A 15,471-nucleotide genomic window follows, 5' to 3' on the forward strand; every position below is an offset into this window, starting at 1 on the left:
CCCTTAAAAGCTAAATGTTTCTGATAGTGATTCTGATGTTTTGTGACAAAGGCTTGCGAAAATAGACATGCTATTACAAGTATCTTCAAATTTTACCTTTACCGTATCTCCCCGTTTTACTAGTCCAGCCATATCGCTATCGATCATGACCCATGAGTGATTTGGCTTAATGCCGTGTTCAGCATTATTAATAACCTCACCTTCACCGTAGCCACGGGTTTCAACTTCAATCTCTCCGGCATAGTTAGTCACTTTTTCATGAGAAATAAAATCTACTTCCCACTCAGGCTCAACACCTTGATTGCTCCCCATATCAATACGAACCATAGTGCCTACATCGCATTGACGCATCTCGACAATACTGGCCCTCGGTGCGAGTAAATTTTTTAAATCGTCATTACGGGTAACTGAATATTTGGCTGCATTCGCAATCATGCTATTGATTTGATCTTGCGAGATTGGGCAACGCGAATTAGAAGTGTCATAAGAGTAAGTCGTATCTCCAGCGAACTCTATTTGATCCATGGTGATCATGTCAGGAAGTGAAACAGCTCTGGTGCTCGCCTCGATTTTAGCCTCAAAGTGGCACGCAGGAGCAACCCTAACTCTCTTATCTTCAATAGGGTCATAAGCAACATGGGCGCCTTTAAATTCACGCGAGAAATGCGCTACACCAATATCGGTAAAAATAGCAAAATCAGCAATAGGAACACCTTCACTACTATATCGACCGCTTGCCTCAGCAATTTCTAATTCTGGTTTCAGCTTTTTAGCTAAACTTCGATCCACAATTTGCGAACCTGTTTTATTAATCTGCTTTCTCAATGATTGATCGAATGAGGCGGTAATACTTTTCGCTGTCGATGTATCCACTTTTAAGTCTGGTTCAAAAATAACGACCTTAGTGCTCGCTGTTCCTTTCACCATGTGACTACTATCTGGCAGCTCTATTCGCGAAGACGCGGAACAGACATTTGGCCCAGTGCTATTACATCCCGTGACAGCTGTGAGCATTGCTAGCGTTATAAAAGATTTTTTTAACATACCAATATCCATATATTGTTAGAAAAATATTTAAAGCCCTAAGGCTCCCCAAAAATTCTGTGCTTTTAACTTGGCAGAGAAATGACGTGACGCGCCTTCATCAGCACGTTCAAAGCTGGTTACTGAGTTAGCGTTGGCAATAATCTCATTGCTGGCGATAACTAGTTGCTGTTGATTTTTAACGGTAATATTTACCTGAACCGTAGAAATGTAGATGTCAGCGACATAATTTTTGCGCCAATCACTATCAAGCACTAACTCATGACTGTGAGCCTCACCACCATGCTTAACAACACTGATTTTATTCTGGTTCAAATAGTGGGTAACTGCTTCACTCATCCACTTATCACTAGGCTCAGCCAAGACCGCAACTTTCAAACCTGAATGAACATCGACAACTTTTGCTTTAAGCGCGGGAATAACGTTAGCTGTCACCTTCTGCTTTTCAGCGGGAGACAGTGCATAAAGCATTGATTGACGGCTGGCCATTTTAGCTTCGAGCTCTGCTGTATTATTGTTTTTTAGCCACCACACTAGTGGATCGGTTTGCGCTAATCTGTCTAACTCAAATTGAGCTGCAGCATTGTACTGTGCAATATCGGCACGTAGTTGAGACTTAATCGTTGCCTTATTAACACTGGCTTCAACATAAAAAGTATCGCCACTTTGCTCGGCTTTAGTGAAGCTCACACCACTTAATATAAGAGCTGAGGTTTGGGTGTTAACGCTAAAATCATTTAACTGCTGATAATGCTCTCGACCATTAATGTCATTGGCAATATTTCGGCTCAAGCCAGTCGATTGAACCTGAGTCCATAATTGTTGGTTAACCGCACTTATAGCTTTTTGCTTTGCGTTTTCAAGACTTGAACCTTGCCCTACCGCCACCAATTGTGTTTCATTCGCCGCTATAGGGTTAAGATACCAATTAGGTACTTTGGCAGTTGTCTGGCAACCAGATAGTAATGCCCAACCTAAAAACAAGCTGGTAAGTTTTAAGTGCATACTTCGTCCTTGAAATAGTTAATTCTTAAAGGTTATTGGCTCTTCAATAGCGTCTTATATTCAAAGTGAGTTAACAGGGCTTCAATCATCACTTGGGGAGCCAACTCTGTAACTGCAAAATAGTTAGGTTCAAGTTTACGACTTGCCTCTAAAGCTCTACTAATATCATCAACGCCTCTATCAAGCTGCGCATTTAACTGAGCAATTGCCGCTACATCTTGGCTGCTTAAACTTCCATAATTAACCGCACCAAGTATTAAGCTGTAAAACATAACGCTTTTACCTAGGTCATGTGCTTCAGCATAATATTCAAGATTATTCGCATCAGAAAAGTAGCTATCTACTCCCAAAAAGTAAGACGCTAAATTATCGGAAAGGAGTGTTTGATTGAGGTATGGAATGGCCGCTTGAAAATCAGGTTTTAAACCCACAATGGCGTATCCTGATAAACGTTGATCTTTTATCGCCAAAGTTAATTGATATTTAGGATGACCATAATAAAAAAAATAGACGTCAGAATCTAAAGACGAACGCTTCGATACATGTGGAGTACCAAACAAACTCGTCACGTAGGCTTTGGTTTGGCCCACATGCAAATGCGAAATTTGCTTGTATTCAATATCATTAGTCCAGTGTGCAACAAAAGATTCATACGCAGAATTGACTGCTTCTTTCGTATCATTCCATTGCCCGACCCATAACATCACAGCGACAGCAGTGAGTGCGATACTTTGGAGTTTACCCCAAAAACCGATCCTAGCCGTCTGTTCACGACCTTCCATGTCAACTCAAATTCCCTTTAAGTCAAAAGTATAAAAACACATCAATGTTAACTAATTTAGTAACATATCACAATTGGACCAATTGTTTCGAAATTATTCCCTAATCCGAAACGAGTAAAAATATTTAAAGTAATAATGTCTGCTTTATAACTCGGGATATATCACGGTATAACCAGTTTGCTTGTGAAAAGATCACTATAATTCAGATTAGCTTTTTATACGGAACACGTTAAGTCATGACTCCAGCAATAGACCTACTTGTAAAAAACAAGATTTCCCATCAAGTACATGAGTATCAACATGACCCATCTTGCCAAGCTTATGGTTTAGAGGCGGCGGAAAAAATAGGTGTTGCACCTGAGTTGGTATTTAAAACCTTAGTCGTGAAACTTGATGGTAAGCAACTCGCAGTCGCGATTATTCCTGTAGCAGAAAAGCTCAGTATGAAATTAATCGCAAAAGCAGCCAAAGCTAAAAAGGCAGTTATGGCAGAAGCAATTGAAGTTCAACGCAGCTCAGGTTATGTACTTGGTGGCGTTAGTCCATTAGGACAAAAGAAATTGCTAACAACGGTTATCGATCAGTCTGCTAGCCAACTGGATAAGATGTTTATTAGCGGTGGACGCAGAGGGCTTGATCTCGAGCTTGCGCCAGAAGATCTTAAACAACAACTAAAAGCGCAGTTTGCCCCGCTAACAGCTTAAGTGACTTTGAGTATGTTCCACGTGGAACATACTCAAAACTGAAATGATGCCAGCTCACAAATTAGTAGCTGCCGCTTGGATAAACCTAAGCGCTGGAGTAATATTAGCCACTTCTGTTTAATCGTTCGGCTGAGGAAATATGAACGACCTATTTAACGCTGCACAACACCAACTCGACGCTTTAGGCTTAAGATGCCCAGAGCCTGTGATGATGGTACGCAAATCAGTAAGACGCATGAACGACGGCGAAACTTTACTTATCATTGCTGACGACCCAGCGACTACACGTGACATTCCAAGCTTTTGTGAGTTTATGGATCACACTTTAGTTGCCAGCCAAACAGAATCTACACCTTATCAATACTTGATAAAGAAAGGTCTATAGTCACCACTAATTCATCTTAAATAGATAAAAGGAATTATCATGGCTTCATTAATTGGTATTGCATTTAAAACTGAAAAACGCGGTCAAATGATTACGGCTGAACAAGCTCAAGTGACTCAAGCCAAAGGTGTTGAAAACGACATCTTTGGTCGTCCGGGTAAGCGTCAGGTTACTGTGATGTCGACTCAGCAATGGCAAATAGCTTGTAACGAAGTAGGAAAAACCTTGCCTTGGTTTACGCGTAGAGCCAACCTACTGATTGACGGCTTACGTTTTAGCGCTAGCGATGTTGGTAAGCAACTAACAATTGGTGAGCTGTTACTTGAGATAACCGGTGAAACTGATCCATGTAAAAAAATGGAGCAAGCTTATCCCGGTTTAGAAGCCGCTCTATTACCTGATTGGCGCGGCGGTGTAACTTGCCGAGTTCTGAACGACGCTAATATTCAAATTAACGATCCTGTCGATTTAGCTTAAGTTTACTAGCTACCCAGGTCAATCAAACAGGCTTGTATCTTATCGATACAGCCTAATGCTGATATCTAAACTTCAACTTAGCTTTATAAAACGATATTCATATCCAATTAGTTTTCACCTCGCACCGTTAGCAATTCAACATACTCCCTGTGATTACAAAAACCTCATATCGATTGGCAAGCTAATCATAACGAAATAGAAAATCTAGCAGCCTTCATACAGCGCTAGAACCATTATTACCCTCTTCATTAACTATATTGAGCTTAACTAATTGAAACAGAATTTTTGTTTTACTGTTAAGTAATTTGTGCGATAACTGTTGCACAAATTAATCTTTATTTAAGCGCTAACACTAACAATCAATAAATTGATTTAAAAACTACTCCTTTAAAACGATAACAATAATTAGGATTATCATGCTAAAGAACAAACTTACTCCCCTATATGCCGCTATTGCATTGAGCTTTAGTGTTCCAACCATGGCAGAAGAAGATAATCAATCTTGGCAAGTTAATGCGCCAGCAAACGCTCCATTAGAACAAGTAAAAATCGAAGTTAATGAAGGTACTTGGATGAACGTCAGTGTTAGCCCGAATGGCAAACATGTGGTGTTCGATCTACTTGGTGATATCTATCAAATACCAATTGATGGCGGAGAAGCTAAACCGTTAGCTAAAGGCATTGCATGGCAGATGCAACCTGTCTATAGCCCTGATGGAAAGTACATCGCCTTCACCTCTGATGAAGATGGTGGTGACAATATTTGGATTATGGAAGCTGACGGTAGCAACCCTCGTCCAGTCACCGAAGAAACATTTCGCTTATTGAACAGTCCAGCCTGGAGTCCGGATGGACAATACCTGGTAGCGCGTAAACACTTTACAGGTAGTCGTAGCCTAGGTGCCGGTGAAGTATGGATGTATCACGTTGCCGGTGGTGACGGTGTAAAACTTACCGAGCGGCCAAATGAGCAAAAAGATTTAGGTGAACCCGCTTACTCGCCAGATGGCCGTTATATCTACTTTAGCCAAGATGCGACGCCGGGTAAGACATTCCACTATTCAAAAGATTCGGTAAAAGGTATCTATAAGATCAAGCGTTACGATACCCAAACAGGTGATATAGAAGTATTGATCCAGGGTACTGGTGGCGCGATTCGACCAACTCCAAGTCCAGATGGAAACAAGCTTGCCTACATTAAGCGTGATGGCTTTCAATCTTCCCTATATCTACTCGATTTAAAGTCTGGTGAAACAGAAAAACTATACGATGAACTAGACCGAGACATGCAAGAAACCTGGGCGATTCATGGAGTTTATCCAACCATGAGTTGGACCGCCGATAATGATGAAATCCTGTTTTGGGCAAACGGTAAGATCAATAAGCTTGATGTTGAGTCTAAGTCGGTTGAGCAAATTCCATTTACGGTTAAGACTGAGCGAGCGGTTCAGCCTGCAGTTCGCTTCACTCAAGATCTCGATAAAGACGTGTTCGACGTAAAGATGCTGCGTATGGCGCAAGTGTCTCCTGATGGTAAAAAAGTGGCCTTTGAAGCCTTAGGCAAAATCTGGGTTAAGAGCTTACCCGATGGCAAAATGTCACGCCTTACCAAACTAGATAGCGACTTACGTGAACTGTTCCCACAATGGTCACGCGATGGCAAACGCGTTGTATTCACAACTTGGGATGACCAAGAACAAGGTACCGTGAGTTTAGCGACAGTACGTAATAAACGGGTAAAAGTACTAACCGATGAGCCAGGTAAATATGTAGAACCGACCTTCTCACCAGACGGTGAAACCATCGTTTATCGTAAGGCTAAAGGCGGCTATATCACGCCACGCACTTGGTCACAGGAAACCGGTCTTTACCAAGTCGATATTGATGGTGATAAAAATACCAAGATCACCTCTGCAGGATACCAACCTCAATTTGGTGCCAATAATGACCGCGTCTACTTTATGGAAAGTGGTGAGACACCACAGCTAGCCTCTATTGGCCTCAATGGCTTTGAAAAGCGCGTGCACTACACTAGCAAACATGCCACTGAATTCAGAGTATCACCTGACGGTAAACAACTTGCCTTTGCTGAACGCTTCAAGGTATTTGTCACACCATTTGCTAAGCATGGCGAAACCATTCAAATTGGCCCTAAGGCCAGCAACCTACCCGTTGAGCAATTAAGTGTCCGTGCCGGTGAAAGCATTAGCTGGAATACCGATAGCGACCAACTTTATTGGACCCTTGGTCCTGAGCTTTATCAAGTCAATGTAGATACCCAGTATCAAACTGCTGCAGACGACAAATCTAAACCGACAATTACTAATCTTGGCTTCAGTCAAAAAGCTGATGTTCCACGTGGAACAATTGCTTTTGTTGGCGGCAATATCATCACCATGGAAAACGACCAAGTCATCGAAAATGGTACTGTAATAGTTAAAAACAATCACATTGTCAGTGTCGGTTCATCATCAGTAATTGATATTCCAAGTGATGCTAAGGTCATCGACATTAAGGGCAAAACGTTAATGCCAGGCTTGTTTGATGCTCACGCTCATGGCGCTCAAGGTGAAAGCGAGATTATCCCACAACAAAACTGGGAGATGTATTCGAACCTATCTTTAGGTGTTACCGCAATTCACGATCCATCAAATGACACTACTGAGATTTTCGCAGCAGCCGAGCAACAGAAAGCCGGTAACATTGCTGGTCCGCGTATCTTCTCAACCGGTACGATTTTATATGGCGCAAATGCTCCAGGCTATACCTCGCATATCGACTCACTTGATGATGCTAAATTCCATTTGGAACGACTAAAGAAAGTCGGTGCGTTCAGTGTTAAGAGTTATAACCAACCACGCCGTAATCAACGCCAACAAGTTATTGCCGCAGCGCGCGAACTTGAAATGATGGTAGTGCCTGAAGGCGGTAGCTTACTGCAGCATAACCTCAGCATGATTGCCGATGGTCATACTGGCATAGAACACTCACTACCCGCTGCCAGTATCTATGACGATATTAAGCAGTTCTGGGGCCAAACTGAAGTTGGCTACACCCCAACGTTAGTTGTTGCCTACGGCGGCATTTGGGGTGAAAACTACTGGTACGATAAAACCGATGTTTGGGCTCACCCTCGTCTATCTATGTATGTCCCGTCTGATATCTTAAATGCTCGCTCAATGCGTCGACCTACCGCACCAGATGAACATTACAACCACTTTAACGTAGCTCGTGTAGCTAATGAACTAAATGCAGTGGGTGTAAAAGCTAATATAGGTGCCCATGGTCAACGTGAAGGTTTGGCTGCCCATTGGGAGATTTGGATGTTCGCCCAAGGTGGCATGAGTAATATGGAAGCGCTAAAAACAGCAACCATTAATCCAGCTAAACATTTTGCAATGGACCATCAAATTGGTTCTATCAAGCAAGGTAAGCTAGCCGACCTAATCGTTATCGATGGCAACCCGCTAGAAGATATTCGCGTAACCGATCGCGTAACCTACACCATGGTTAACGGTAAACTGTTTAATGCTGAGACGATGGATCAGCTAAATGGTGGTAAAAATAATAAAGGTAAGCAGAGAGAAACCTTCTTTTTCGAAAAGTAGATTCCATTTTTAAATTTAAAATCTGGCTAACTTAGCTACGATTTTAAATTTTGAAGAAAATTATTTTTTGATCCAAAAATGAGCTTTTAGCTATACCTAAAAGCTAACAATGAAAAAGGATGTTCCACGTGGAACATCCTTTTTTAATGAGTCACAACTAAGCGGTGTAGTACTTTAGTGCTAGTTGCGACAAAAGCAATCTGTGGTGTGGTCATTGACCATTCCCACAGCTTGCATAAAGGCATAACAAATTGTCGGCCCCACAAAATTGAAGCCCATCTTTTTCAGCGCTTTCGACATTGCCTCTGATTCTGCTGTTTGTGCAGGCACTTGTTGCATAGACTCAAAATGATTCACTTTGGGTGAGCCACCAACAAACTCCCACAAAAATTTAGAGAAGTCATTGCCCTGTCCGGTATAAGCTAAATAAGCTTTGGCATTTTTGATAATAGAATTAACCTTAAGCCGATTGCGCACTATTCCAGGGTTGAGCATCAGTTCTTCGACTTTGGCATCATCGAAGGTCGCAATAATCTCTGGCTCAAAATTAGCAAATGCAGCCTCATAGTTTTGCTGTTTTTTAAGGATGGTTATCCAAGATAATCCTGCTTGTTGGCCATCTAAACATAGCTTTTCAAACAACTCTCGACTGTCATAAACAGGTCTGCCCCACACCTTGTCATGGTACTCTTGATAGATAGGATCTTGTCCCACCCAAGCACAACGTGTCACTTCCATCACCACTTTCCTAAATTTTTAACCAACCAGATAAAAAATAACCTACATAAGCGTTATTCTACAAGGTATAATCGAAACCATTTTCTATTAAGGCTTCCAGGCAGTAGACAAGCGGATATGACGACGAAACACGACGTAAAAACATTCCAGGGCTTCATTATGACCCTGCAGGAATACTGGGCGCAGCAAGGTTGCGCAATCGTTCAACCATTGGACATGGAAGTTGGTGCGGGTACATTCCACCCTATGACATTCTTACGTTCATTAGGCCCAGAGCCAATGAGCAGTGCCTATGTTCAACCATGTCGTCGCCCAACTGACGGCCGTTATGGTGAAAACCCTAACCGCCTGCAGCACTACTACCAATATCAAGTAGTACTAAAGCCATCACCAAGTAACATTCAAGAACTTTACTTAGGTTCATTAGAAGCGCTTGGCGTTGATATGAATGTGCATGATGTTCGCTTCGTAGAAGACAACTGGGAATCACCAACTCTTGGTGCTTGGGGTCTAGGCTGGGAAGTTTGGCTAAACGGTATGGAAGTATCTCAGTTTACTTACTTCCAGCAAGTGGGTGGTCTTGAGTGTAAGCCTGTTACTGGCGAAATCACTTACGGTCTAGAACGTCTTGCCATGTACATTCAAGAAGTAGACAGCGTTTACGATCTTGTATGGACTGACGGCCCAATGGGCAAAGTTATGTATGGTGATATCTTCCATCAAAATGAAGTTGAGCAATCAACTTATAACTTTGAACACGCCAATGTTGAAGTGCTATTCAAGATGTTTGATGACTGCGAACAAGCTTGCGAGCGTTTATTAACTCTAGAAAAGCCACTTCCACTACCAGCTTACGAGCAAGTAATGAAAGCCTCTCATGCATTTAACTTGTTAGATGCTCGCCATGCTATCTCTGTTACTGAGCGCCAGCGTTATATTTTACGCGTTCGTACTATGGCTAAAGGCGTTGCTGAATCTTACTATCAAGCCCGTGAAGCACTTGGCTTCCCAATGTGTAAGTAGAGGAATAAATAATGAATTTTGAAAACTTACTCATTGAAGTAGGCACAGAAGAGTTACCACCAAAGTCACTACGTAAACTAGCTGAATCATTTTTAGCAAACTTTACTGAAGAGTTAACTAAAGCAGAACTTAGCTTTGAGTCTGCAGTATGGCACGCAGCACCTCGCCGCTTAGCAATTTGCATCAACCAACTTGCACTTGCTCAAGCAGACAAAGTCGTTGAAAAGCGCGGCCCTGCGGTTGCACAAGCCTTTGATGCTGACGGTAACCCAACTAAAGCTGCAATGGGCTGGGCTCGTGGTAACGGTATTACTGTTGAACAAGCTGAACGTTTAAAAACAGACAAAGGCGAATGGTTACTACACCAAGCACGCGTTGTGGGTGTTGAGACTAAGAGTCTTATCGCAGATATGGCGCAGCGCTCATTAGACAAATTGCCGATTCCAAAGCCAATGCGCTGGGGTAGCAATACCACACAATTTATCCGCCCTGTTCACACTGTTACTATGCTACTTGGTAGTGAAGTTGTTGACGGTGAACTACTCGGTATTAAGTCTGACCGCGTTATTCGTGGCCACCGCTTTATGGGTGAATCTAGCTTTGAGCTAGACCATGCAGACAACTACTTAGTTGCGCTTAAAGAAAAAGGCAAAGTACTTGCAGATTACGAAGCACGTAAAGCAATTATCAAAACTGACTCTGAAGCAGCTGCAGCTAAAATTGGTGGCGTAGCTGATCTTGAAGACGATTTATTAGAAGAAGTGACTTCTCTTGTTGAATGGCCAGTAGTGCTAACAGCAAGCTTTGAAGAAAAGTTCTTAGACGTACCAGCTGAAGCTTTGGTTTACACCATGAAAGGTGACCAAAAGTACTTCCCTGTATTTGATAATGCGGGTCAGTTGCTACCAAACTTTATCTTCGTGACTAACATCGAATCTAAAGACCCACAGCAAATTATTTCAGGTAACGAGAAAGTGGTTCGCCCACGTCTTGCCGATGCTGAGTTCTTCTTTGAAACAGATAAGAAAGACACACTTGAAGCCCGCCTTGCGAGCCTAGAGACTGTTGTATTCCAAAAGCAACTTGGCACGATTAAGCAACGCGTTGAGCGTATTTCAGCTATGGCGGGTTACATTGCCACTAGCATTGATGCTAACAGCGAAGAAGCAGCGCGTGCGGGTCTATTATCTAAGTCAGATTTAATGACTAACATGGTAATGGAATTTACTGATCTTCAAGGCACCATGGGTATGCATTACGCACGCCTAAACGGTGAAACTGAAGCGGTAGCAGTTGCACTATCAGAGCAATATAAGCCTAAGTTTTCTGGCGATACCGTACCAACAGCACCTATCTCAATTTGTGTGGCATTAGCTGAGAAGCTAGACACACTAGTAGGTATTTTTGGTATTGGTCAAGCACCTAAAGGCGCAGCGGATCCATTCGCACTGCGTCGTGCTGCTATTGGTGTACTACGCATCTGTTTAGAGAACAACTTACCGCTAGATCTTGTTGACCTAATTGCTAAGGCACAAGCACTACACGGTGAAAACCTCACTAATGCAGACGTTGCAGAGCAAGTACTTGAGTTCTTTATGGCTCGTTTCCGTGCTTGGTACCAAGATCAAGGCGTGAGTGTAGACGTGATCTTAGCCGTATTGGCTCGCCGTCCTACTGCTCCTGCAGATTTTGAAAGCCGCATTAAAGCTGTAGCTCACTTCAGAACTCTTGAGCAAGCGTCTGCTCTAGCTGCTGCTAACAAGCGTGTATCTAACATTTTAGCTAAAGTTGAAGGCGAGCTACCAGCTGCAATCGACGACAAGCTACTTGTTGAAGATGCTGAAAAAGCACTGGCCGCTAAACTTGCTGAACTGCAACCGCAACTAGCACCGCTATTTGCTGCTGCAAACTATCAAGAAGCATTAGCGCTATTAGCCAACCTACGTGAAAGTGTCGATACTTTCTTCGAAGATGTAATGGTTATGGCTGATGACGAAGCACTTAAGAACAACCGTCTAGCGCTACTATCTAGCCTACGCGAGCAATTCTTACATGCTGCAGATATCTCGTTACTGCAATAAGTAATTAGCAGATATAAAAAACGCGCCTATCGGCGCGTTTTTTGTTTTGAAACTCGGTCATTTAAAGTAATTAAAATAGTACAAGTTTTTTGTGTATTTCATCAAACGTAGTTCGATCGACTCCAGCATCATATAGCAATCTATTTAGTTGTTCGGCTTGTAACTTACCCGCCTCAAATAACATTGAACATTCACTAATAAGATTAGCCCGCCATATCACTTCAGCAAGGCCACCAGTAGGCTTAGAGTCAACAACTGCGAGACGGTTAAGCTCTGACTCAAATAGTGACGGTAACTGCCAATAATGAGCAAGTAAGGCGCTTAAACTTAAAGATTTTGTCGTCATCACTTGTCTAAATAAACTAGAACATGGCTGCTCACCTGGTTCAGCTTGTTTAAAGGCTTCTAATAACAGCTTGAAGATGGCAATTTTACCTACGTCATGGACTAGACCCAGTAAAAATGCACTATCAGGATCTTCATCGGCAAGCTGGCTAGCAAGATAAGCAACCTGCATTGAATGACGCCAAATTTGGCTGCCAAAACGTCTAAAGTAGATAGGCTTAACATCTATAATCTTGCGCATCATAGCTGTAGTGACAAAGCGACGGATTTGATCTCGACCCAACTGCACTAATGCTAACTGTAAGCTGGTGACATCTTTATCGCTACGTCTAAATAGCGGCGAATTACACAGTTTTAGCACCTCAACACTCAATACAGGATCTTTCTCTATTAAGGCTAATAATGCTTTGGTATCGGTATTTTCATCAGCTAACTGCTTGTCTAGGGCTGCGACCTGTGTCGGCATTTTTAGCACACGTTCAGCAATTGCTTTAGGTGCAGCCAGAGCGGCTTCTACTCGCCTAAAAACACTCTTTTCTAGTTCGTTCGCGGTGCCGTTTAATTGGGTACTTGGAAACAATAAACTATAAAAAAGTGCAGAGAGATCAACAGCTACAACTGGTGCTGTTTCAGCAGATTTTACTTGAGCAGCCGCAGGCTCAACGTGATTTGCTTGCAACTGTTCCATTGAACCACTAAAGCTAGTTGGTTTTTCAATAACCACCCGCTCTCTAATATTGAACAGTTTTTTAAAGGCTTTACTAAACAATTTATGATGACCGATTAATTGGCAAAAAAATCGGTGCATATAGCACCGATTCAATTTTAGCTTTTTGTTTGCAACAAACCTATACGTCTAGGTTTGCTACATTCAATGCGTTAGCTTCGATAAAGTCACGACGCGGCTCTACTTGATCACCCATCAAACAGGTAAACAGTTGGTCAGCACCAATCGCATCTTCAATCGTTACTTGTAGCATACGGCGTGATTCTGGATCCATTGTGGTTTCCCACAATTGTTCAGGGTTCATCTCACCCAATCCTTTATAACGCTGAATGTATAAGCCACGCTTAGATTCAGTCATTAACCACTCTAGCGCGTCAACAAAGCTCACCACATCTTTAGTACGCTCACCACGTTGAACATAGCCACCCTCTTCAATCATACCGTTGATTTCAGCGCCCATCTTAACGATGCGTTGATAATCAGTAGACTGGAAGAAGTCGTATGAGAACAAGTAGTGCGTATCAATACCGTGTTTACGGATAGTGATTTTCGGCAAGTAAGACTGACGCTCAGGGTCGAGAACTGGCTCACCGCTATATAAAACACCACCGGTTTCTTTGTTAGTTAAGTCAGCAACAAATGCATCAGCCCAAGCTTTAACTTTCGCTTCATCAGCTAACATCTCGTTGTTAAGTGCTGGGTGATATAACATCAAGTCAGTGATGTTAGTTGGGTAACGTTGCTCTAAACGAGCAATAATAGCCTCAACTTCACGGTACTGATTAACCAAGCGCTCTAATGGCTGACCAGACATACCTGGTGCACCTTGCGATGGATAAATGTTTGCATTATCTAGCGCTTGAGTTGTTAAGTACTCAGTTAGTGCAGGATCGTCTTTAAGGTACTGTTCTTGCTTACCTTTCTTAACCTTATAAAGCGGTGGTTGTGCAATGTAAACATAACCACGTTCAATAAGTTCAGGCATTTGACGGAAGAAGAAAGTCAACAGCAGCGTACGAATGTGCGAGCCGTCGACGTCAGCATCGGTCATGATAACGATGTTGTGGTAACGCGTCTTATCAGGATCATATTCGTCGCGGCCAATACCACAACCTAATGCTGTAATTAGCGTTGCAACTTCTTGTGAAGATAACATCTTATCAAAACGTGCTTTTTCAACGTTTAGGATCTTACCTTTCAGTGGCAGAATAGCTTGGTTCTTACGGTTACGACCCTGCTTAGCACTACCGCCCGCAGAGTCACCCTCCACTATGTAAATTTCAGAAAGACCAGGGTCCTTCTCTTGGCAGTCAGCTAGCTTACCTGGCAAACCACCCAAATCTAATGCGCCTTTACGACGAGTCATTTCACGCGCTTTACGTGCAGCTTCACGAGCACGAGCAGCATCGATAATCTTACCAACAATCAGTTTAGCTTCGTTTGGATGCTCCATTAGGTAGTCACCTAATTGCTCACCCATAGTTTGCTCAACAGCAGACTTAACTTCGCTAGAAACTAGTTTATCTTTAGTTTGTGAACTGAACTTTGGATCCGGCACTTTTACAGAAATAACAGCAGTTAGACCTTCACGAGCATCATCACCCGTTGCAGCGGTCTTACCTTTCTTGTTAAAGCCTTCACGTTCCATGTAGTTGTTCAGGTTACGTGTTAACGCACCGCGGAAGCCCGCTAAGTGAGTACCACCATCACGCTGTGGAATGTTGTTGGTAAAACAGAAAATGTTTTCTTGGAAGCCGTCGTTCCACTGCATTGCAACTTCAACGGTAATACCGTCTTCACGCTCTTGACAGAAATGGAACACTTCTTTGTTTACTGGTGTTTTGTTAACGTTTAAGTAGTCAACAAATGCGCTAATACCGCCTTCGTACTTAAAGAACTCATCACGGTTGTCACGCTCGTCCACTAGACGAATACCAACACCTGAGTTCAAGAAAGATAATTCACGAACACGTTTAGCTAGGATGTCGAAGTGGAATTGAACGTCAGAGAAAGTCTCTTCACTTGGCCAGAAACGAATTTCTGTACCAGTGTTAGACGCTTCGCCCACTTCTTTAATTGGCTCATCTGGCTCACCCATGGTGTAGAACTGCTCATACACCTTGCCGTCACGACGAATAGTTAGCTGCAGCTTTTTAGACAGCGCGTTAACTACCGATACACCTACACCGTGTAGACCACCAGATACTTTATAAGAGTTATCATCGAACTTACCACCAGCGTGCAGTACAGTCATAATAACCTGAGCTGCTGATACACCTTCTTCTGGGTGAATCGCAACTGGAATACCACGGCCGTCATCGCGTACTGAAACAGAACCATCGGCATGAATGGTAATATCAACGTCGTTACAGTGGCCTGCTAAGGCTTCATCGATAGAGTTATCGACCACTTCGAATACCATGTGATGTAGACCTGTACCATCATCAGTATCACCGATGTACATTCCTGGTCTCTTACGTACCGCATCAAGGCCTTTTAAAACCTTAATACTCGAAGAATCATAACTATTCTCTGACATATTATTCTCTCGT

Annotated in this window: 12 protein-coding genes; 6 read left to right on the forward strand and 6 right to left on the reverse strand. The window is 42.7% G+C overall.

The window, feature by feature from the left end; translation table 11 throughout:
- Window positions 1-3 precede the first annotated feature (3 nt).
- From MSG37_RS18260 to MSG37_RS18270, 3 genes are read right to left on the reverse strand one after another with little or no spacing between them, the layout of a single operon-like run.
- Complete coding sequence (locus tag MSG37_RS18260; RefSeq protein WP_248472103.1) at window positions 4-1,044, reverse strand: hypothetical protein; 1,041 nt, start codon at window positions 1,042-1,044, stop codon at window positions 4-6.
- Window positions 1,045-1,074: 30 nt separating this feature from the next.
- Window positions 1,075-2,049 carry an LPP20 family lipoprotein gene (locus MSG37_RS18265; protein WP_248472104.1) on the reverse strand — a complete coding sequence of 325 codons (975 nt, stop codon included), beginning with the start codon at window positions 2,047-2,049 and terminating at the stop codon, window positions 1,075-1,077.
- 32 nt (window positions 2,050-2,081) lie between these two features.
- Window positions 2,082-2,831 (reverse strand): ETEC_3214 domain-containing protein, encoded by a 750-nt coding sequence (locus tag MSG37_RS18270; RefSeq protein WP_248472105.1) that lies wholly within the window; start codon window positions 2,829-2,831, stop codon window positions 2,082-2,084.
- A 236-nt stretch (window positions 2,832-3,067) separates the two neighbouring features.
- On the opposite strand from MSG37_RS18270, the gene ybaK reads away from it, so the two are divergent.
- The 4 genes from ybaK (at window position 3,068) to MSG37_RS18290 (ending at window position 8,005) form a co-directional block, all read left to right on the forward strand.
- Window positions 3,068-3,535, forward strand: a complete 468-nt coding sequence (gene ybaK / locus MSG37_RS18275) for a Cys-tRNA(Pro) deacylase (RefSeq protein ID WP_248472106.1) — start codon at window positions 3,068-3,070, stop codon at window positions 3,533-3,535.
- A 139-nt stretch (window positions 3,536-3,674) separates the two neighbouring features.
- The gene (gene tusA / locus MSG37_RS18280; protein ID WP_248472107.1) at window positions 3,675-3,920 is read left to right on the forward strand and encodes a sulfurtransferase TusA; all 246 of its coding nucleotides are present in this window, start codon (window positions 3,675-3,677) and stop codon (window positions 3,918-3,920) included.
- A gap of 39 nt (window positions 3,921-3,959) precedes the next feature.
- Complete coding sequence (locus MSG37_RS18285) at window positions 3,960-4,397, forward strand: MOSC domain-containing protein (RefSeq protein ID WP_248472108.1); 438 nt, start codon at window positions 3,960-3,962, stop codon at window positions 4,395-4,397.
- Window positions 4,398-4,813: 416 nt separating this feature from the next.
- Window positions 4,814-8,005 carry an amidohydrolase family protein gene (locus MSG37_RS18290; protein WP_248472109.1) on the forward strand — a complete coding sequence of 1,064 codons (3,192 nt, stop codon included), beginning with the start codon at window positions 4,814-4,816 and terminating at the stop codon, window positions 8,003-8,005.
- A 180-nt stretch (window positions 8,006-8,185) separates the two neighbouring features.
- Here MSG37_RS18290 and MSG37_RS18295 read toward each other — a convergent pair whose 3' ends face one another.
- On the reverse strand, window positions 8,186-8,743 hold the full coding sequence (locus MSG37_RS18295) for a DNA-3-methyladenine glycosylase I (protein WP_248472110.1): 558 nt from the start codon (window positions 8,741-8,743) through the stop codon (window positions 8,186-8,188).
- 117 nt (window positions 8,744-8,860) lie between these two features.
- Between MSG37_RS18295 and glyQ the strand changes: the two genes are divergently transcribed.
- Together glyQ and glyS are read left to right on the forward strand one after the other, a co-directional pair.
- A complete protein-coding gene (glyQ, locus tag MSG37_RS18300; protein WP_248472111.1) occupies window positions 8,861-9,766 on the forward strand; it encodes a glycine--tRNA ligase subunit alpha in 906 nt (301 codons plus the stop codon).
- An 11-nt stretch (window positions 9,767-9,777) separates the two neighbouring features.
- Window positions 9,778-11,847 (forward strand): glycine--tRNA ligase subunit beta, encoded by a 2,070-nt coding sequence (glyS, locus tag MSG37_RS18305; RefSeq protein WP_248472112.1) that lies wholly within the window; start codon window positions 9,778-9,780, stop codon window positions 11,845-11,847.
- A gap of 70 nt (window positions 11,848-11,917) precedes the next feature.
- Here the strand turns inward: glyS and MSG37_RS18310 are convergent, their stop codons facing one another.
- Window positions 11,918-13,000 (reverse strand): HDOD domain-containing protein, encoded by a 1,083-nt coding sequence (locus MSG37_RS18310; RefSeq protein WP_248472113.1) that lies wholly within the window; start codon window positions 12,998-13,000, stop codon window positions 11,918-11,920.
- Between the two features lie 40 nt (window positions 13,001-13,040).
- Window positions 13,041-15,458, reverse strand: coding sequence for a DNA topoisomerase (ATP-hydrolyzing) subunit B (gyrB, locus tag MSG37_RS18315; RefSeq protein WP_248472114.1), 2,418 nt, complete (start codon window positions 15,456-15,458; stop codon window positions 13,041-13,043).
- Between the last annotated feature and the right edge of the window lie 13 nt (window positions 15,459-15,471).

Source organism: Shewanella sp. 1CM18E, from assembly GCF_023161665.1.
GTDB lineage: Bacteria > Pseudomonadota > Gammaproteobacteria > Enterobacterales > Shewanellaceae > Shewanella.

Coding starts and splice junctions, on each gene's coding strand:
- MSG37_RS18295 (WP_248472110.1), bottom strand. CDS start 8,743: ATGGAAGTGACACGTTGTGCTTGGGTGGGACAAGATCCTATCTATCAA.
- ybaK (WP_248472106.1), top strand. CDS start 3,068: ATGACTCCAGCAATAGACCTACTTGTAAAAAACAAGATTTCCCATCAA.
- MSG37_RS18260 (WP_248472103.1), bottom strand. CDS start 1,044: ATGTTAAAAAAATCTTTTATAACGCTAGCAATGCTCACAGCTGTCACG.
- MSG37_RS18265 (WP_248472104.1), bottom strand. CDS start 2,049: ATGCACTTAAAACTTACCAGCTTGTTTTTAGGTTGGGCATTACTATCT.
- glyS (WP_248472112.1), top strand. CDS start 9,778: ATGAATTTTGAAAACTTACTCATTGAAGTAGGCACAGAAGAGTTACCA.
- glyQ (WP_248472111.1), top strand. CDS start 8,861: ATGACGACGAAACACGACGTAAAAACATTCCAGGGCTTCATTATGACC.
- MSG37_RS18270 (WP_248472105.1), bottom strand. CDS start 2,831: ATGGAAGGTCGTGAACAGACGGCTAGGATCGGTTTTTGGGGTAAACTC.
- tusA (WP_248472107.1), top strand. CDS start 3,675: ATGAACGACCTATTTAACGCTGCACAACACCAACTCGACGCTTTAGGC.
- MSG37_RS18290 (WP_248472109.1), top strand. CDS start 4,814: ATGCTAAAGAACAAACTTACTCCCCTATATGCCGCTATTGCATTGAGC.
- MSG37_RS18310 (WP_248472113.1), bottom strand. CDS start 13,000: ATGCACCGATTTTTTTGCCAATTAATCGGTCATCATAAATTGTTTAGT.
- gyrB (WP_248472114.1), bottom strand. CDS start 15,458: ATGTCAGAGAATAGTTATGATTCTTCGAGTATTAAGGTTTTAAAAGGC.
- MSG37_RS18285 (WP_248472108.1), top strand. CDS start 3,960: ATGGCTTCATTAATTGGTATTGCATTTAAAACTGAAAAACGCGGTCAA.